The sequence below is a fragment of the Salmonella sp. K21076 genome, from assembly GCF_039650795.1.
Classification (GTDB): domain Bacteria; phylum Pseudomonadota; class Gammaproteobacteria; order Enterobacterales; family Enterobacteriaceae; genus Salmonella; species Salmonella enterica.
In genome coordinates this window covers 142,001-160,581 of sequence record NZ_JBCLYA010000044.1, presented here as the reverse complement: position 1 = coordinate 160,581, position 18,581 = coordinate 142,001, and the positions used below count along the sequence as shown (strand labels likewise).

Sequence of the window (18,581 nt, the reverse complement as noted above, 5' to 3'; positions counted from 1 at the left end):
AAAGCCTGTAACAAGAAGAAGATCAGGAGTAAGCGATGTGTACGACTTGCGGTTGCGCTGAAGGCAACCTTTATATAGAAGGCGATGAACATAATCCGCACTCAGCGTTTCGTAGCGCGCCCTTTGCCCCAGCGGCTCGCCCGGCGCTGAATATTACCGGCATTAAAACGCCTGACTTTACCCCAAGTCAGACCGCAGAAGGCGATCTGCATTACGGCCACGGCGAAGCCGGAACCCACGCGCCTGGTATGAGTCAGCGGCGGATGCTGGAGGTTGAAATCGACGTGCTGGACAAAAATAATCGTCTGGCTGAGCGCAACCGCGCCCGTTTCGCCGCCCGCCAGCAACTGGTGCTCAACCTGGTGTCCAGCCCCGGGTCCGGTAAAACCACTCTGCTGACCGAAACGCTGATGAAATTGAAAGACCGTGTACCGTGCGCGGTGATTGAAGGCGACCAGCAGACAGTGAACGACGCCGCCCGCATCCGCGCTACCGGCACGCCCGCCATTCAGGTCAACACCGGTAAAGGCTGCCATCTTGACGCGCAAATGATCGCCGACGCCGCGCCGCGCCTGCCGCTGGATGACCACGGTATTCTGTTTATCGAAAACGTCGGAAATCTTGTCTGCCCGGCCAGCTTCGATCTGGGCGAAAAGCATAAAGTCGCAGTGCTTTCCGTGACCGAAGGTGAAGATAAGCCGCTGAAGTATCCCCATATGTTTGCCGCGGCGTCGCTCATGCTGCTCAATAAAGTCGATCTGCTGCCCTACCTCAATTTTGACGTTGAGAAGTGCATCGCCAGCGCGCGTGAAGTGAACCCGGAGATTGAAATTATCCTGATTTCCGCCACCAGCGGCGAAGGCATGGATCAGTGGCTGGCCTGGCTGGAGGCGCAGCGATGTGCATAGGCGTTCCGGGTCAAATCCGCGCCATTGACGGCAATCAGGCAAAAGTTGACGTCTGCGGCATTCAGCGCGACGTCGATCTCACATTAGTCGGCAGTTGTGATGAAAACGGTCAGCCGCGTCTGGGTCAGTGGGTGCTGGTTCATGTCGGATTCGCCATGAGCGTCATTAACGAAGCGGAAGCGCGCGACACGCTCGACGCGCTACAAAATATGTTTGATGTTGAGCCGGACGTCGGCGCACTGCTGTATGGTGAGGAGAGATAATGCGTTTTGTTGACGAGTACCGTGCGCCGGAACAGGTAATGCAGCTCATTGAACACCTGCGTGAACGCGCCGCCCTTCTTCCTTACACTGCTGAACGACCGCTGCGCATTATGGAAGTCTGCGGGGGTCATACCCACGCGATTTTTAAATTTGGTCTCGATCAGTTACTGCCCGAAAACGTGGAGTTTATTCACGGCCCCGGTTGTCCGGTCTGCGTGCTGCCAATGGGACGCATCGACAGTTGCGTGGAAATCGCCAGCCATCCGGAGGTGATTTTCTGCACCTTTGGCGATGCCATGCGCGTGCCGGGGAAACAGGGTTCTCTGTTGCAGGCTAAAGCGCGCGGCGCGGATGTGCGTATTGTTTATTCTCCGATGGACGCGCTGAAGCTGGCGCAGGATAACCCGACCCGCAAAGTGGTATTTTTCGGGCTGGGCTTTGAAACCACCATGCCGACCACCGCCATCACGCTACAGCAGGCAAAACAGCGTGACGTGCGAAACTTCTACTTTTTCTGCCAGCACATTACACTGATCCCGACGCTGCGTAGCCTACTGGAGCAGCCGGACAACGGCATTGACGCCTTTCTTGCGCCAGGCCACGTCAGCATGGTCATCGGCACCGAGGCGTACCAGTTTATCGCCGCCGATTTTCATCGCCCGCTGGTGGTGGCTGGATTCGAACCGCTTGATCTACTGCAAGGCGTGGTCATGCTGGTTGAGCAGAAAATAGCGGCCCTAAGCCAGGTTGAAAACCAATACCGTCGCGTGGTGCCGGATGCCGGAAACATGCTGGCGCAGCAGGCCATCGCCGATGTGTTCTGCGTTAATGGCGACAGCGAGTGGCGCGGCCTGGGCGTGATTGAATCCTCCGGCGTCCACCTGACGCCGGAGTATCAGCGCTTTGACGCCGAAGCGCATTTCCGCCCAGCGCCACAGCAGGTCTATGACGATCCGCGCGCCCGCTGCGGCGAAGTGCTGACCGGCAGATGCAAGCCGCATCAGTGCCCGCTATTTGGTAAAACATGTAATCCAGAGACCGCGTTCGGCGCGCTGATGGTCTCTTCCGAAGGCGCATGCGCCGCCTGGTATCAGTATCGTCAGCAGGAGTGTGAAGTTTGAACAATATACAACTCGCCCACGGCAGCGGCGGCCAGGCTATGCAACAGTTGATTAATAGCCTGTTTATGGAGGCCTTTGCCAACCCGTGGCTGGCGGAACAAGAAGATCAGGCGCGTCTGGAGCTGGCGCAACTGACGGCGGAGGGCGACCGTCTGGCGTTTTCTACCGATAGCTATGTGATCGATCCGCTCTTTTTCCCCGGCGGCAATATCGGCAAACTGGCGATTTGCGGTACGGCGAACGACGTTGCGGTGAGCGGCGCGATCCCCCGCTATCTCTCCTGCGGCTTTATCCTTGAAGAAGGGCTGCCGATGGAGACGTTAAAAAGCGTGGTCAATAGCATGGCGGCGACCGCACGGGAAGCGGGTATCGCCATTGTAACCGGCGACACCAAAGTTGTGCAGCGCGGCGCGGCGGATAAATTGTTTATCAACACTGCCGGCATGGGGGCGATTCCCGCCGATATTCACTGGGGCGCGCAAACGCTGAGCGTTGGCGATGTGCTGTTAGTCAGCGGTACGCTTGGCGATCACGGCGCCACTATCCTCAACCTGCGTGAGCAACTGGGACTGGATGGCGAGCTGGCGAGCGACTGCGCAGTATTAACGCCGCTTATTCAGACGTTGCGTCATATTGACGGAGTGAAGGCATTGCGTGACGCCACGCGCGGCGGCGTGAATGCGGTCGCCCATGAGTTTGCGGCGTCCTGCGGTTACGGTATTGAATTGTCCGAATCCGCACTGCCGCTCAAACCTGCCGTGCGCGGCGTCTGCGAGCTGTTGGGGCTGGATGCCCTGAACTTTGCCAACGAAGGAAAACTGGTGATTGCCGTTGAACGGCAGGCCGCAGATCGGGCGTTGGCGGCATTACGCGCGCATCCGCTGGGACGTGATGCGGCGCTGATTGGCGAAGTCGTGGAACGCAAAGGCGTTCGCTTAGCCGGACTCTATGGCGTGAAGCGAACCCTTGATTTGCCACACGCCGAACCATTACCTCGTATATGCTAGCAGCCTGTTGGCAGCATACTGTAGGCCGGATAAGACGCATTTGCGGCGAGATCCGGCATTAACGCTGCATTAACGCCTGATGGCGCTTTGCTTATCAGGCCTACGGAGTGTGTGACCAGCGAGTTTGCGGTCAGCCATCCGGCAATAACTTACGACTTATACCTATAATTCATTTACCGTTTTCGCACCGTTTTGCGGTATTTTCCTGGAAAAGCAACATGTCGTATACACCCATGAGCGATCTTGGACAGCAAGGCTTGTTCGATATCACTCGTACCTTATTGCAGCAGCCCGATTTGGCGTCGCTCAGTGAAGCGCTTTCGCAACTGGTAAAGCGTTCAGCGCTCGCCGACAGCGCCGGCATTGTGCTATGGCAGGCGCAGTCGCAACGCGCACAATATTATGCGACGCGAGAAAATGGCCGTCCTGTTGAATATGAAGATGAAACCGTACTGGCGCACGGCCCGGTACGTCGCATCCTTTCTCGCCCCGATGCATTGCACTGTAATTTCCATGAGTTTACCGAAACCTGGCCGCAGCTTGCCGCGAGCGGCCTCTACCCTGAATTTGGTCATTACTGTCTGCTTCCTTTAGCCGCGGAGGGCCGTATTTTCGGCGGCTGCGAATTCATCCGTCAGGAAGATCGCCCCTGGAGTGAAAAGGAATATGACCGTCTGCATACGTTTACCCAAATTGTCGGCGTGGTCGCCGAGCAAATTCAAAACCGGGTAAACAATAATGTCGATTATGATCTGTTGTGCCGCGAACGCGATAACTTCCGTATTCTGGTTGCGATTACCAACGCCGTCCTGTCGCGTCTGGATATTAATGAGCTGGTAAGCGAAGTCGCAAAAGAGATCCACCACTATTTCAATATCGACGCGATCAGCATCGTGTTGCGCAGCCATCGCAAAAATAAGCTGAATATCTACTCCACTCACTACCTTGATGAGCATCATCCGGCGCACGAACAGAGCGAAGTCGACGAAGCCGGCACGCTCACGGAGCGCGTCTTTAAAAGTAAAGAGATGCTGCTTATCAACCTCAACGAACGCGATCCGCTTGCCCCCTACGAACGAATGCTGTTCGATACCTGGGGCAATCAGATCCAGACGCTTTGCCTGCTGCCGTTGATGTCCGGCAAGACGATGCTTGGCGTGCTCAAACTGGCCCAGTGCGAAGAAAAAGTGTTTACCACCGCCAACCTCAAGCTGCTACGTCAGATTGCCGAACGGGTAGCCATTGCCGTGGATAATGCGCTGGCCTATCAGGAAATCCACCGTCTGAAGGAACGCCTGGTCGACGAAAATCTGGCGCTCACGGAGCAGCTTAATAACGTCGACAGCGAGTTTGGCGAGATCATCGGGCGCAGCGAAGCGATGTACAACGTGCTAAAGCAGGTTGAGATGGTGGCGCAGAGCGACAGTACCGTGCTGATTCTGGGCGAAACGGGAACCAGTAAAGAGTTGATTGCCCGCGCCATTCACAACCTGAGCGGACGTAGCGGGCGCAGAATGGTAAAGATGAACTGCGCCGCGATGCCGGCGGGGCTGCTGGAAAGCGATCTGTTTGGTCATGAGCGCGGCGCGTTTACCGGCGCCAGCGCGCAGCGGATTGGCCGTTTCGAGCTGGCGGATAAAAGCTCGCTGTTTCTGGATGAAGTGGGCGACATGCCGCTGGAGCTACAGCCTAAGCTGCTGCGCGTCCTTCAGGAGCAAGAGTTTGAACGTCTCGGCAGCAATAAACTGATCCAGACCGACGTGCGGCTGATCGCCGCGACTAACCGCGATCTGAAAAAAATGGTCGCCGATCGCGAATTCCATAACGATCTCTACTATCGGCTGAATGTTTTTCCGATTCAGCTTCCTCCGTTACGCGAACGTCCGGAAGATATTCCACTGCTGGTCAAAGCGTTTACCTTCAAAATCGCCCGCCGAATGGGGCGTAATATCGACAGCATTCCCGCCGAAACGCTGCGCACGCTCAGCGGTATGGAATGGCCGGGGAACGTTCGCGAACTGGAGAATGTCGTCGAGCGCGCCGTGCTGCTGACGCGCGGCAATGTGCTACAACTGTCGCTGCCGGATATGACTGCCGTAACGCCCGATACCTCGCCTGTTGCGACTGAAAGCGCCAAAGAAGGCGAAGATGAATATCAGCTTATTATACGCGTGCTGAAAGAGACCAATGGCGTAGTGGCTGGACCAAAAGGCGCGGCGCAGCGTCTGGGGCTTAAACGAACCCCCCTGCTGTCGCGTATGAAGCGATTGGGTATTGATAAAGACGCGTTAGCGTAACGGGTTGCCGGATCTGATCCGGCCTGGAGATGATGCGCGCCGTAGGCCTGGCGCTTCCCCTTCACTTCTTGCGCTGATATTTTTCCGGCAATTCTGGAACGGGGCGCTTATCGTCGATAAGGTGCCGCACGGTCAGGACAGGATGCCGCCAAAGCATTCGCGGACCTGCCCAACGCATAATCTGCTTCATCTCCTCGCGTTTAGCCGGCTGATAGCAGTGCACCGGGCACTGCTTACAGGCGGGTTTTTCCTCGCCAAATACGCATTTATCAAGACGTTTTTGCGCGTAGGCGAACAGCGCGTCGTAATGCCCCTGCACCGCTGACGCCTGTGGACACTGGCTTTCATACAGCGCGATCATTTTTTTGATCGTCAGTTTTTCACGAGCGATACGTTTACCAGGCATCGTGCTCTCTCCGAACATTAAGATGCATTTATTTTACACCTTATCCCTCTTTAGCACTATCACTGCATATCGTCGCCATTACGCAAATAAGAATTATTTTCATTTATTCATGCCTTGTGCTATATAACATAGCAAAGGCTATATTCGATGATTAATTAACCACATTGTTGCGAGGGATACTATGACGAATCTACATCGTCTAAAAACACTCCTGATTGCCGGTATTGTCGCGATACTCGCGCTATCGCCAGCCTATGCAAAAGAGAAATTTAAAGTCATCACCACGTTTACCGTTATTGCCGACATGGCGAAAAACGTGGCGGGCGACGCAGCGGAAGTCAGCTCGATTACCAAGCCCGGCGCTGAAATCCATGAGTATCAGCCAACGCCCGGCGATATTAAACGAGCGCAGGGGGCACAGCTTATCCTCGCGAATGGTCTGAACCTGGAGCGATGGTTCGCCCGCTTTTATCAGCACCTTTCCGGTGTACCGGAAGTCGTCGTCTCCACCGGCGTCAAACCGATGGGCATTACCGAAGGCCCGTATAACGGTAAACCGAACCCGCACGCCTGGATGTCGGCAGAAAACGCGCTGATTTATGTCGATAACATTCGCGACGCCCTGGTGAAGTACGATCCGGATAATGCGCAGATCTATAAGCAAAATGCCGAACGCTATAAAGCGAAAATTCGCCAGATGGCCGATCCGTTGCGTGCCGAGCTGGAAAAAATTCCCGCCGATCAGCGCTGGCTGGTCACCAGTGAAGGCGCGTTCTCTTACCTGGCGCGCGATAACGACATGAAAGAGCTTTATCTCTGGCCAATTAACGCCGATCAACAGGGGACGCCAAAACAGGTGCGTAAAGTGATTGATACCATTAAAAAGCACCATATTCCCGCCATCTTTAGCGAGAGTACGGTTTCCGATAAACCCGCCCGCCAGGTCGCGCGTGAATCCGGCGCGCATTATGGCGGCGTACTGTATGTCGATTCTCTGAGCGCCGCTGACGGCCCTGTGCCAACCTATCTGGATCTGCTGCGCGTCACGACCGAAACCATCGTCAACGGCATTAACGACGGACTGAGGAGTCAACAATGAGTCAATCTGCGATTACCGTTGATCAAGTCACGGTGACGTATCGCAACGGTCATACCGCCCTACGGGACGCTACTTTTCAGGTGCCTGGCGGTTCAATCGCCGCGCTGGTAGGCGTAAATGGTTCCGGTAAGTCTACGTTATTTAAAGCGTTAATGGGCTTTGTGCATCTTGCGCGGGGCGATATCACTATCCTGCAACAGTCAGTCAACCAGGCGCTGAAAAAAAACCTCATTGCTTATGTTCCACAATCGGAAGAAGTGGACTGGTCATTTCCGGTACTGGTAGAAGATGTGGTGATGATGGGACGCTACGGTCATATGGGCTGGCTACGCCGTCCCACAGCGCATGATCACGCCTGTGTTGACGCCGCGCTGGCGCGGGTGGATATGCAGGAATATCGTCACAGGCAGATTGGCGAGCTGTCCGGCGGGCAGAAAAAACGTGTGTTTCTTGCCAGGGCCATCGCTCAGGATGGACAGGTAATCCTGCTGGATGAACCTTTTACCGGCGTGGATGTAAAAACCGAAGCGCGAATCATCGATCTACTGCGGGAACTGCGCGATGAAGGCCGCACGATGCTGGTCTCAACGCATAATCTCGGCTCCGTCACCGAATTTTGCGACTATACGGTAATGATTAAAGGAACCGTACTGGCCAGCGGCCCTACCGAAACCACGTTTACCGCCGCGAATCTGGAACTGGCGTTTAGCGGCGTTCTACGTCATATCGCGCTAAGCGGAGGTGAAGAGCACATCATCACCGATGACGAGCGCCCCTTTATTTCCCGACGCGTGGCCAGCGGAGGAAAATCGTCATGAACTGGCTTGTTGAGCCGTTTGGCTACCAGTATATGCTCAACGCGATGTGGGTCTCCGCGATGGTGGGCGGTCTTTGCGCGTTTCTCTCCTGCTATTTGATGCTCAAAGGCTGGTCGCTCATTGGCGATGCGCTATCTCACTCTATTGTGCCTGGCGTCGCTGGCGCCTGGATGTTAGGGCTGCCCTTCTCGCTCGGCGCGTTTCTTTCCGGCGGACTGGCGGCAGGCAGTATGCTCTTTCTTAACCAACGCTCACGCCTGAAAGAAGACGCGATTATCGGGCTTATCTTCTCCTCTTTTTTTGGCGTCGGCCTTTTTATGGTGTCGCTCAATCCGATGTCGGTGAATATCCAGACGATTATTCTCGGCAACGTGCTGGCGATCGCGCCAGCGGATATTACGCAACTGGCGATTATCGGCGCAGTCTCGCTGACGATTCTGCTGTTAAAGTGGAAAGATCTGATGGTCGTCTTTTTCGATGAGACCCATGCGCGTTCTATCGGGCTTAATCCGGGTCGACTAAAATTGTTGTTTTTCACTCTATTGTCCGTCTCTACCGTGGCGGCCCTGCAAACCGTTGGGGCGTTCCTGGTGATCTGTCTCGTCGTCACGCCGGGCGCGACGGCCTGGTTACTCACCGACCGTTTTCCACGTCTGCTCATGATTGCCGTCGTGATTGGCAGCCTGACCAGTTTTCTGGGCGCATGGCTTAGCTACTGGCTGGATGGCGCCACTGGCGGAATTATTGTCGTCATGCAAACCTTACTGTTCATCACGGCCTTTATTTTCGCCCCGAAACACGGTCTGTTAGCCAACCGTCGACGCGCCCGCCTGCAGAAGGAGCCGACATGTTCTTAGCAACGTTACTGGAACCCTTTCAGTTTGATTTTATGGTGAACGCCCTTATGGTTTCGGTCATTGTGGCGATTCCCTGCGCCTTGCTGTCCGTGTTTTTAGTGTTAAAAGGCTGGGCGTTAATGGGCGACGCAATGAGTCATGCGGTATTCCCCGGGGTCGTGCTGGCATATATTGTGGGGATTCCCCTGGCGATTGGCGCTTTCATTGCCGGATTATTTTGCGCTATCGCCACCGGTTATCTGGACGATAACAGCCGCATCAAACGTGATACGGTGATGGGCATCGTCTTTTCCGGGATGTTTGGCGCAGGTCTGGTGCTCTATGTTTCTATTCAATCGGAAGTGCATCTGGATCACATCCTGTTTGGGGATATGCTGGGCGTATCGCTGGGGGATATCGTACAAACGTCGGTTATTGCACTGGGTATTGCGTTAATCATAGGGCTGAAATGGAAAGATCTCCTGCTACACGCTTTTGACCCGCACCAGGCGAAAGCCAGCGGGCTGAATACGACGCTACTGCATTATGGCCTGCTATGTATGATTGCGCTGACTATCGTCGCCACGCTGAAATCGGTGGGCATTATTCTGTCGATTTCATTGCTTATCGCCCCCGGCGCAATTGCCATTTTGCTGACGCGACGCTTTGCGCGCGCGCTGGGATTAGCGGTGAGTCTGTCAGTTATTACCGCTTTTGCGGGCGTCTATCTGTCTTTTTATCTTGATAGCGCGCCAGCGCCGACCATCGTGGTATTATTTGCCATCGTGTTTATTGCGGTATTTATTTACGCAACATGGCGCGACAGGCGTAATGAAATCGTACCAGAGGCGCAAGGTTAACAGCAGCGTTCAGAAAATAAATACGACAGTTGTAGTAGAAAGCCACCCTATATCTGTTGTTGGTCAGTATGGTAAGCAGCTATCTTTAAATTTCTTTACAACAAGCGTAAAGATAAGCTGCTTTACTCCCCATGTTTTTCCTGTTTCGAAATTTTTTCAGAGTTTGGCTAACCCAGCATAATGTGATTATTACTCACAAGATCTGTAATATCCCAGCAAAAAATAAATTTATAACTACACGTAATACAAGAGAGTGATTGTCACATAAAAAATAGTTTAATTCATTCCTACTGCAATCGGTAACGCGCAATTATCGTCAGGTACAGCAGGGTTATGTGCAAAAGCAGTGCGCTGTAAATGCGCGTCTAGTTTCAGTCCCCGAAACAGAGATAGCGGTGAAGAGTCCATCCCCAAACGATACATAACCTTCTTACGATAAATACTGACGGTTTTTGTTCCCAGACCAAATTTTTTCGCCAGTTCAATTGCCGGATGTCCGGAGGATAATAATATCAGCAGCGCATATTTCGCCTGCGTGACACCGGGAGGTAGATTCCACCAGGCGTATTGATTGATATTAAACAATACCTCTTCCGGCGTCTCGCCGGCATTAAAAGCATACGTAGCAGCCACGGTTTTCTTTTGTGGCCTGTGGCAGAAACGCAGCCAGGCTTCCGGAAGACGGAGCTTCTCTCGCTCCGAGCGGATAGCGCAGGATAGTTCGTCTTTTAAAACATAATCCATAACGCCAAAATATTGCAGCACACAGCGATCGATATAATACAAGCGATCTGCCACTACCAAAACTTTACGGTTCTGCAACCGCGCCTGCAACGCATGAAAAAGATAAACATGCTCATGCGGGTTCAAAGCTAAAATCAGCCCGGCGTCCGGCATATCGGATAGAGAATGCAAAAGTGCGGTTAATGAGTTACACGTTTTAACGCACTTTTCCGGATATTTTTGCTTAAAAATAGACTGTAGGGCATAACAATTAGTCCAGTTAATACCGTATATAATTACATTTCTCATTTATTTATCCTTTTTTGAAAACTGACCACAGCTTCGGTAATGATTTTTCTTCCTGGGCGACTACTGCGCAAGTAGATAACGCCCTCTTACTACAAAGGTAATAAGACCAGATACGTTATTACATGCGCAATGTCGTTACCGAAATGAATTCCTTTTACAAATCTGATAATGATTAAATTTGCTGTTTTACTTTACTGTAATCTCTTAGAGTACAACGATTGCCTGACGCCTTGTGGCCATGTATGTCTGACAATGAACGCTTTCGGTTCCCTTTCATTAGCTACATATCACTGGTGTAGCGATACTGAAATATACACTACGATTAAAAAAATATTTGGTATCTGTAACGCAAACAGATAGTAACGTTTAAAATAATTTCACAAATCAATGGTTCATTGTACGCATAAAGCTAAGCGGTGTAATCTTAAAATGCCGTTTAAAAATAGCGATAAAATAAGAAGGCGTATCATAGCCACACATCGTCGCGACTTGTGAAATATTTCCAGCACCCATACGTAATAATTTTATAGCCTGATTCATACGAGCATCCAAGTATATTTTGCTAAAACTCACCTCTTCAGCGGCCAGTTTTCGCTTCAGACTTGATACGCTCATAAACAGCTTTCCTGCCACCTCAGCCTGTGACCATTTGCGGGTGAGATCGCTGATAATAATGTTATAAACTTTCTCTTTTGTTGTAATTTTTATTGCTCGCTCAAGGAAATCAAACCCACCGGGCTTACGTACAAATGCCGATATAAGATACATCAATGAGAAATATGAATAATCATGATCATCAATACTCACATTACTACAAACCCGTGGACATGCGACACCATGCAAAATAGAGTCAAAAGTATCACTCATCCCTGGCAACAAGTCCGCATGAAAAAAATACTTTGGTTTCGTTTTTAATGATAGCTCTCGATCATTATAGTTTCTTGTACTGTAAAAAACTTTGTAGAATTTTTGCATTAAGTCATAGGAAACTTCCAGTGAAGAAAAATCAATATGTCCTTCTATTTCGCTCATACTAAGCGTGATTGTTTGATCTTTTTCCAATAAAAATAAACACAGCGCAGATTGTTCGATGAACTCCCCAAATTCGTTTTCAATTCGCAAACTGCCTTTATTAAGTTTAAACAATAAGCAGTTTGCGACATAATAGTCTCTTACGTCAGCTAATCCATTTATTAATGGAAATTTGTTCGGTTGTTGAAGGTGATTATTGCTAATGGCCTCAACTGATTTATTCATTGAAGGCAATACCATATTTTATCCTGTGTGCTATAAGGAACTCAAAATCGTTATATTCTTATAAACAAATAATTAAAACTCACAGAGATGATTTAAATCCGATTTTTTTATTATTATAGCCAATAATTACATTCCAAAGCGCGTTCATTTCGTCACAAAAAGATACCCTTACAAACTTTATGCACAATTTTGTAATAAAAGCTTACAATATTAATATAATCCTTTCAGAATAAAACGCCTGGCAGATACCTTAATAATCCATATACATCAATAAGATAGATACACTGGCATGGTGCATTTTCTGCATTATTTGCTGATATATACACCATACCTTATCACAAATCGCCAGCAATGGGGGGTTCACCAGTCAATTGCCTCTTTGTTTTCCCCGCCCGATAAAATAATCTCCTGCATCCAGGAGGTCATTTGTGACTGTGCATTCATTGTACCAACTAATACCCCGTTTAAAGCCTCATATAAATGGGTGCCCGGTTCAACTTTTGCTAACATGTTTTGTAGCATAGCCGTTTGCTGCTCAAAAGAAACAAAAGCCGAATCACCACTTTTAGGATCTTTGAAGGCATTCATCTCTTGATAAATGCTATCTTTAAGCGTTTCAGAAGAGGCTGACTCAGGAAGCGCCAAAAGTCGTTGGTAGAATGCATCATAAAGATCAACGTCGCCGCCATTGCTTAAAGGCGCGCTATCCACATTATTCAGCATAGCGGCCCTGGCACTCAACGAAACCACACCCGTCACTTCAGTATCCGCTGTCGGGACCAAATAAGAAGTCGGAATCGTACCCGGTATCACCTTATAACCTCCATTTTACAATGCTTGCGTTTTTGTCTTCCATTCATCAATAAGTGCGTTAATGGCGTTATCAGAAATCGTCCGGCAGTCTTGTGGAAGTTCATCAAGATGATGCTTAATGACGCCTACTGCTGTTTCAACAAATTGTTCAGGTGAAAATTCTGCGATCTGATCGCCGCAACTCATGATAAAGCGCTGTTCCTGATGATATTTAAGATTAAAAGTGCCAGGCCAGTTCTCCATAAGCAACACCATCAGTTTTTGGTGTTCTTTTTTCGCATTAACTGGCAGTGTTAAAAAAAGTTGCCCCTCCGGCTTATCGAAATCCCTTAGCCACTCATCCAGGACGGTTAAAAGCGTTTCGGGATGGTCGACCGCTGCTGAAAATAACTCGCGGGCATAAATCTGTATTTTTTCCATCCACTTCCAGGCCATTGTCTGATTATCAGTAAGATAAGCGGCGACCTGCTGTAACGCGTCTATCATTCCCTGCTCGTAACCTTCCTGATAGGCGTACATCCGCAAGGTCTTTGCCTCTTCTTCCGCCTCTCGCAAAATACGCTTAGCCCGTTGGTGCGCCTGCTGTTCTAATCTTTCAATAGAGAAATAACGTTCCAGCGTTTTACGCTTTATCAGTATCCCCTCAACAGGCGAAAGCGGGGACGGAATTGGGATATTTTTGAGCATATTGTAAGGCCAGTAGCAAAATTGACATTTCTACAGCATCCTGCTTCAATGCCTCCTCAATAAATGGAGGAAAAAGCAAAGGAAAACGCTGTGCTAAAGATTCAGGTAAAAATTCATTCAGGGCATTTAACTGTGCATACCCGACGCTAAGTAAAAACCTGTGATTCGGCGCCTTATTGCAAACGGATAAACTTGTTCCCTGATGCATTGCCAAAAATGCTTGCGCCCAATCCGGCAGGCCAAGCAAGGCTCCCTGCCTTGCCAGATCGGCTCTCAGTTTATGGCAACCGAGTAAATACGCTACTTGCGGCAGTCGGCGCCACTGACGCAGCCACAGCTGCGTCAGTGAGTTTTGAATACACTCCTTTTCTCCGTTCTTAAGCCGCCATGTCGCCAGTATTAACTCATTTGCCGCCGCCCTGGCGGCGGGTCTGACAATCATTTCCGGCGCTATCTGCAACCGCTGAGGATGGATATACGATAACGGATCAAAAATGATTCTTTGCCAGATAATGGGTAATGGCTGCCTATTCATTTGACGATTTCGCCTTATCATCAGCCGTTATGCCTTTCTTATTGCGGGCATAATGGTTTTTGTAATACCAGACGCCAGAGCCTGCTGACATCACGGATAACAAAATAATCAACACAATCCAACTGGTTGCAAAAGAATTACGTTTTACTGGTGTGCCGGGAGCCTGTAATTGGGCATCAGAACGTTCTGACAACACAACAGAAATGTTGTCATAATCCACATCGGCAAAACTATTCTTTAAGAAACGCTTGATATCGCTGATCTGATGCGCAAGCGGCGAACCTCGTTCATATACGGCTAATGCCGACAGATGAACAGGTTTTGGCGGACGGCCATTTTCACCAGCATCAATATCATAACTAATATGGACCCTGGCGGAGAGCACGCCCTCCATCGTCTGTAATGACTGTTCCAGTCGCTGTTCAATAGCCGAATATAACCTGGCCTTTTCAGCTCGCGGAGACGATACCAGCGAATCCGCCGGGAACATCTGCGCTATTTCCACCCGTGGCCGGGGAGGAAGCTGATAAGTTTTAATCCAGTACACCGCAGCGGTAAAATCAGGCTCAGCAACGGTAATGCTATAGCCCAATTTTCCGCTATCAATTTTATTCGCCTCTATATTGTGCATTTGCAGAACGGCAATGACCTCATTAGCCTGTTCCTGGTCCAGTCCTTTTAAAAGATCCTTATCCTTACAGCCGGCAAGGGTCATTACCAGCAGAAAGGTATATAGATATCGACGAATCATGAGCGTAATAGCGTTTCAACAGCCCCGACTCCTTTACGAGTAAGGGTACTTACCATAGAAACATACAGGTTATAATCTGAAATCATCTCTTGCGAAATAGCCAGCTCATTAGGATCCGTCACCAGATTAGGGTCCTCAATCCTGTTGGTAATCGTCTGTTTATCCACAGCCGTGGCAATCGCCGAACCAGAAAAAGCCTGGAGTAGCCGGTCATCCAGCGAGACAATGTCCGTTTCCATAGGCCTGATATTGACCGCCTGCCCTATAACGGCATTCTCAGGGACAATAGTTGCAATCGACATAATCCACCTTATAACTGATTAACGGAAGTTCTGAATAATGGCAGCATCAATATCCTTAAAGACTTTTACCGTGTTCGATTGCGCGTTACGGTACAAGTTATATTCCGAGAGCTTACTCTGATACGCCGCCAGTAGCGCCGGATCGGAGGGTTTTGCTGCTAATTTATCCAGCGCCTCTGTTACCTGCGTTTGTAGATTATCAACGCCCTTATCAAATTTTGCTGAAACTTCATCCAGATAGCCTGACCAAGATGTTGGCATAATGACTTCCTTATTTGCGTTAAATTAAAGTGGGCTTGGGAAATACCAATGGCCTGGGCTCATTTTGATATAACCTTCCGCCCCGTACTGAAATGAGCGCCCCTTGAGCCAGTCATCTTTTAATTCGATCGCAAACTGCACATAGCGTCCTCCCCATGTGCGGTAATAGCTATCGACAAATTGACGGGCTCTGAGTATTTCTACATCATCGAGCGCCCCCTGAATAACAAACGTTACGCCCCCCTTATGATTCCTGCGGGAATAAGGTAACGCCTGCTGTTTTAGCCCCGCTTCCGCCTGGCCTGCGGCGGTAACATCGTCCATCAATGTGATGTTAACCGAATCCGCGTAAGGCATTAGCGCTCTCAGCTTTTGACTTAACACCTCGAGCTCTTTCTTGCTCATCGTGTTTCGCTGGCGGCTTAGCCAGAAAACGGGTTTACGCGGCTCATCGAAATGAAGCCGATAATAAGCCAGCTGCGGATAATAGGTATCCAGCCAGGTAGAGATACGCTTATTTTCTTCGTTTTCGTTAATCACTCGCGCATTTTTATCATAATCGCCCCTCGCTAAAACCTGACGAGCCCACAGCGTATCTCTTTCATTTTGCGCAGCGACATAGAGCATTTTGTCCCGTCCTGGCAACACCTGAAAGCGCTCCTTCTCCTGCCCCAATAACGAATCGAGCTCTGCGGCCTGCCGCTGCGGCGAGTTAAGTATCCATAACGTCCCCACCGTCCCAATTCCCAATATAAAAAACCCGGCCAGTGCTGCTACAATTCCGTTTTTAAAACGCGGCTCGTTCTTTTTTGCAGACGTTTCTAACTTCTCAGGCTGCTCGGGCACCCACGGCTCGCTTTCCGGGCGAATCAGGATAAGCAATTCACCGACCTGTATTGGCGTATTTAATTGCACCGAACGAGATTCAGGATTTCCTTCTTTCAGCTCATGGAGTATAATTTCGGTCGCATCCGTATCCACCTGGATTTCAAAATTTACTCCGCCATGGTCCAGCGGGATAAAAAAGCTATCGGCAGGTATATCAGGGAGTTGGCCTGAAGCAGTGAGCGCATCACTCTGACCTACCACAAAGAGTGTTCGGCCTGTCAGCAATGGAAACTCACAGCCGTTCAGTGAGCTGTTAAGTAATCGAACTATGTATGGCCCTGGGCTTGTTATCGTCTTCTCTTTTGATGTTTCCATATATACTGTTAGCGATATCTGTCGTTCTCGATAGCAGCAGATTACCGCACAGGACACAGGGATTCCTGATGAAAATAGAATGAAAAGTGAGAAATAAAATCAATTTATTCTGTATAATGCGTCTCAACACATATTAAAAGAACCATCATCCCCATTGGGGCTTAAACTACTGTAGATAAATTACCCAAATTTGGGTTCTTTTGGTGTAACAATCAGACCATTGCCAACACACGCTAATAAAGAGCATTTACAACTCAGATTTTTTCAGTAGGATACCAGTAAGGAACATTAAAATAACATCAACAAAGGGATAATATGGAAAATGTAACCTTTGTAAGTAATAGTCATCAGCGTCCTGCCGCAGATAACTTACAGAAATTAAAATCACTTTTGACAAATACCCAGCAGCAAATTAAAAGTCAGACTCAGCAGGTTACCATCAAAAATCTTTATGTAAGCAGTTTCACTTTAGTTTGCTTTCGGAGCGGTAAACTGACGATTAGCAATAATCACGATACGATTTACTGTGACGAACCTGGGATGTTGGTGCTCAAAAAAGAGCAGGTAGTTAACGTGACGCTTGAAGAGGTCAATGGCCACATGGATTTCGATATACTCGAGATACCGACGCAACGACTTGGCGCTCTCTATGCACTTATCCCAAACGAGCAGCAAACCAAAATGGCGGTACCCACAGAGAAAGCGCAGAAAATCTTCTATACACCTGACTTTCCTGCCAGAAGAGAGGTATTTGAACATCTGAAAACGGCGTTCTCCTGTACGAAGGATACAAGCAAAGGTTGCAGTAATTGTAACAACAAAAGTTGTATTGAAAATGAAGAGTTAATTCCTTATTTTCTGCTGTTCCTGCTTACTGCTTTTCTCCGACTCCCTGAGAGTTATGAGATCATCCTTAGCTCGGCTCAGATAACGTTAAAGAAGCGCGTTTACAACATTATATCTTCGTCACCCAGTAGACAGTGGAAGCTTACGGATGTTGCCGATCATATATTTATGAGTACGTCAACGCTCAAACGGAAACTTGCAGAAGAAGGTACCAGCTTTAGCGATATCTACTTATCGGCAAGAATGAATCAGGCAGCAAAACTTTTACGCATAGGCAACCATAATGTTAATGCTGTAGCATTAAAATGTGGTTATGACAGCACGTCCTACTTCATTCAATGTTTCAAAAAATATTTTAAAACTACGCCATCGACATTCATAAAAATGGCGAACCATTAACATTTTTGTATCAGTCACTCAAGTAAAGATTTTTATTAAAATTTTAATAATTTAAAATTCAGACCGTGCATTAACACGCTATATCAGGATGGGAGGCTATTCAACATCATTGTTCTGTCCGGAAGACAGCTTATACTGATATCTCTGGTAATTTAAAGTAAGGCTGATTATATAACACGATTTTTGTGAACTTGTCATCGCTATGATGACTGGTAAACCGATATTGCCTTATTCACAGCGTAAGAATCCGTCCAGATGACACTATCTCCTTCCGGCTTTAACCCTATGGATTAAGGCCGGCATTTTATTCATATTTATACATCATCCGTTCCCTCTGAGAACTATTTGCCTGAACGGTCTACACCGAAACAGTCACGCTTGTTAGCTTTCTGCCAGGCATACATCTTCTCTTCATCCTGATATCGATATAATGCCTGGGGGCCAGCTTGAGGATGATACTGCTCATAAACCCCTGCCTTTTTGACGCTATAGCTGAAGGAGTAAAGAAAAGACGATATCATTATTTTGCAAAAAAATATAAAAATAAGCGCACCATTAAAAACAGTCTTGCATTTATATTTTGGCACCTAAGACAAATTACACTCTTAAACTTTCAACGAATGGTCATTTAGTGGAAATCTTCGAGAAAAATGGTTCTGATGGTGTAATTATCAGACCATTAACCATGAAGATATAATAAGCAGCATTTACACCCCCAAAAAATGCAGTAAGATAGCTACAAAACTAATCTCTATTGCAATGAGACCAAGTTAAATATGTAAATATTTAGATGCCCGGCGCTGACTCTCGGCACCAGGATATACGACAGCGTCCATTCGACAATCACGGTTAGTTATAACAATATCATTACCAACATGTC

The 18,581-nt window shown here is 48.8% G+C and carries 20 protein-coding genes; 10 read left to right on the top strand and 10 right to left on the bottom strand.

Going from position 1 to position 18,581, the window contains the following annotated elements; translation table 11 throughout:
• Nucleotides 1-35: 35 nt before the first annotated feature.
• The 5 genes from hypB (at nt 36) to flhA (ending at nt 5,596) form a co-directional block, all read left to right on the top strand.
• A complete protein-coding gene (gene hypB / locus AAYN39_RS12485; RefSeq protein WP_000337646.1) occupies nt 36-908 on the top strand; it encodes a hydrogenase nickel incorporation protein HypB in 873 nt (290 codons plus the stop codon).
• On the top strand, nt 899-1,171 hold the full coding sequence (gene hypC, locus AAYN39_RS12480; protein ID WP_000334871.1) for a hydrogenase 3 maturation protein HypC: 273 nt from the start codon (nt 899-901) through the stop codon (nt 1,169-1,171). The genes hypB and hypC overlap by 10 nt, the downstream gene beginning before the upstream one ends.
• A complete protein-coding gene (gene hypD / locus AAYN39_RS12475; protein WP_001212958.1) occupies nt 1,171-2,292 on the top strand; it encodes a hydrogenase formation protein HypD in 1,122 nt (373 codons plus the stop codon). Before hypC ends, hypD begins: the two co-directional genes overlap by 1 nt.
• Nucleotides 2,289-3,299 (top strand): hydrogenase expression/formation protein HypE, encoded by a 1,011-nt coding sequence (gene hypE / locus AAYN39_RS12470; RefSeq protein ID WP_001059959.1) that lies wholly within the window; start codon nt 2,289-2,291, stop codon nt 3,297-3,299. Before hypD ends, hypE begins: the two co-directional genes overlap by 4 nt.
• 218 nt (nt 3,300-3,517) lie before the next feature.
• Nucleotides 3,518-5,596: a formate hydrogenlyase transcriptional activator FlhA gene (flhA, locus tag AAYN39_RS12465; protein WP_000122695.1), complete on the top strand. Its 2,079-nt coding sequence runs from the start codon at nt 3,518-3,520 to the stop codon at nt 5,594-5,596.
• Between the two features lie 61 nt (nt 5,597-5,657).
• Here the strand turns inward: flhA and AAYN39_RS12460 are convergent, their stop codons facing one another.
• Complete coding sequence (locus AAYN39_RS12460; RefSeq protein WP_001117938.1) at nt 5,658-6,002, bottom strand: nitrous oxide-stimulated promoter family protein; 345 nt, start codon at nt 6,000-6,002, stop codon at nt 5,658-5,660.
• Between the two features lie 181 nt (nt 6,003-6,183).
• Between AAYN39_RS12460 and sitA the strand changes: the two genes are divergently transcribed.
• From sitA to sitD, 4 genes are read left to right on the top strand one after another with little or no spacing between them, the layout of a single operon-like run.
• Entirely contained in the window at nt 6,184-7,101 is a 918-nt protein-coding gene (gene sitA, locus AAYN39_RS12455; RefSeq protein WP_000182930.1) for an iron/manganese ABC transporter substrate-binding protein SitA, read from the top strand.
• Nucleotides 7,098-7,919, top strand: coding sequence for an iron/manganese ABC transporter ATP-binding protein SitB (gene sitB, locus AAYN39_RS12450; RefSeq protein WP_000083163.1), 822 nt, complete (start codon nt 7,098-7,100; stop codon nt 7,917-7,919). Before sitA ends, sitB begins: the two co-directional genes overlap by 4 nt.
• Nucleotides 7,916-8,776: an iron/manganese ABC transporter permease subunit SitC gene (sitC, locus tag AAYN39_RS12445; protein WP_001104338.1), complete on the top strand. Its 861-nt coding sequence runs from the start codon at nt 7,916-7,918 to the stop codon at nt 8,774-8,776. Before sitB ends, sitC begins: the two co-directional genes overlap by 4 nt.
• The gene (gene sitD, locus AAYN39_RS12440; protein ID WP_000477918.1) at nt 8,767-9,615 is read left to right on the top strand and encodes an iron/manganese ABC transporter permease subunit SitD; all 849 of its coding nucleotides are present in this window, start codon (nt 8,767-8,769) and stop codon (nt 9,613-9,615) included. The genes sitC and sitD overlap by 10 nt, the downstream gene beginning before the upstream one ends.
• Nucleotides 9,616-9,891: 276 nt before the next feature.
• Here the strand turns inward: sitD and sprB are convergent, their stop codons facing one another.
• The 9 genes from sprB to prgH form a co-directional block, all read right to left on the bottom strand.
• The gene (gene sprB / locus AAYN39_RS12435; protein WP_001246664.1) at nt 9,892-10,647 is read right to left on the bottom strand and encodes a transcriptional regulator SprB; all 756 of its coding nucleotides are present in this window, start codon (nt 10,645-10,647) and stop codon (nt 9,892-9,894) included.
• Nucleotides 10,648-11,031: 384 nt separating this feature from the next.
• Entirely contained in the window at nt 11,032-11,919 is an 888-nt protein-coding gene (gene hilC, locus AAYN39_RS12430; protein WP_000243995.1) for an invasion transcriptional regulator HilC, read from the bottom strand.
• A gap of 345 nt (nt 11,920-12,264) precedes the next feature.
• A complete protein-coding gene (locus tag AAYN39_RS12425) occupies nt 12,265-12,717 on the bottom strand; it encodes a type III secretion system effector protein OrgC (protein ID WP_000612184.1) in 453 nt (150 codons plus the stop codon).
• Nucleotides 12,718-12,732: 15 nt separating this feature from the next.
• Nucleotides 12,733-13,404, bottom strand: coding sequence for a type III secretion system linker protein OrgB (gene orgB / locus AAYN39_RS12420; protein WP_000916657.1), 672 nt, complete (start codon nt 13,402-13,404; stop codon nt 12,733-12,735).
• Nucleotides 13,361-13,960, bottom strand: coding sequence for an oxygen-regulated invasion protein OrgA (gene orgA / locus AAYN39_RS12415; protein WP_077905072.1), 600 nt, complete (start codon nt 13,958-13,960; stop codon nt 13,361-13,363). Before orgA ends, orgB begins: the two co-directional genes overlap by 44 nt.
• Nucleotides 13,932-14,690, bottom strand: a complete 759-nt coding sequence (prgK, locus tag AAYN39_RS12410) for a type III secretion system inner membrane ring lipoprotein PrgK (RefSeq protein ID WP_000621241.1) — start codon at nt 14,688-14,690, stop codon at nt 13,932-13,934. The genes orgA and prgK overlap by 29 nt, the downstream gene beginning before the upstream one ends.
• Complete coding sequence (gene prgJ / locus AAYN39_RS12405) at nt 14,687-14,992, bottom strand: type III secretion system inner rod protein PrgJ (protein ID WP_000020428.1); 306 nt, start codon at nt 14,990-14,992, stop codon at nt 14,687-14,689. The genes prgK and prgJ overlap by 4 nt, the downstream gene beginning before the upstream one ends.
• An 18-nt stretch (nt 14,993-15,010) precedes the next feature.
• On the bottom strand, nt 15,011-15,253 hold the full coding sequence (prgI, locus tag AAYN39_RS12400) for a type III secretion system needle filament protein PrgI (RefSeq protein WP_001143299.1): 243 nt from the start codon (nt 15,251-15,253) through the stop codon (nt 15,011-15,013).
• Nucleotides 15,254-15,277: 24 nt separating this feature from the next.
• Nucleotides 15,278-16,456 (bottom strand): type III secretion system inner membrane ring protein PrgH, encoded by a 1,179-nt coding sequence (gene prgH, locus AAYN39_RS12395; protein WP_000450189.1) that lies wholly within the window; start codon nt 16,454-16,456, stop codon nt 15,278-15,280.
• Between the two features lie 315 nt (nt 16,457-16,771).
• On the opposite strand from prgH, the gene hilD reads away from it, so the two are divergent.
• Complete coding sequence (gene hilD, locus AAYN39_RS12390) at nt 16,772-17,701, top strand: transcriptional regulator HilD (protein WP_000432696.1); 930 nt, start codon at nt 16,772-16,774, stop codon at nt 17,699-17,701.
• The last annotated feature ends 880 nt before the right edge of the window (nt 17,702-18,581 follow it).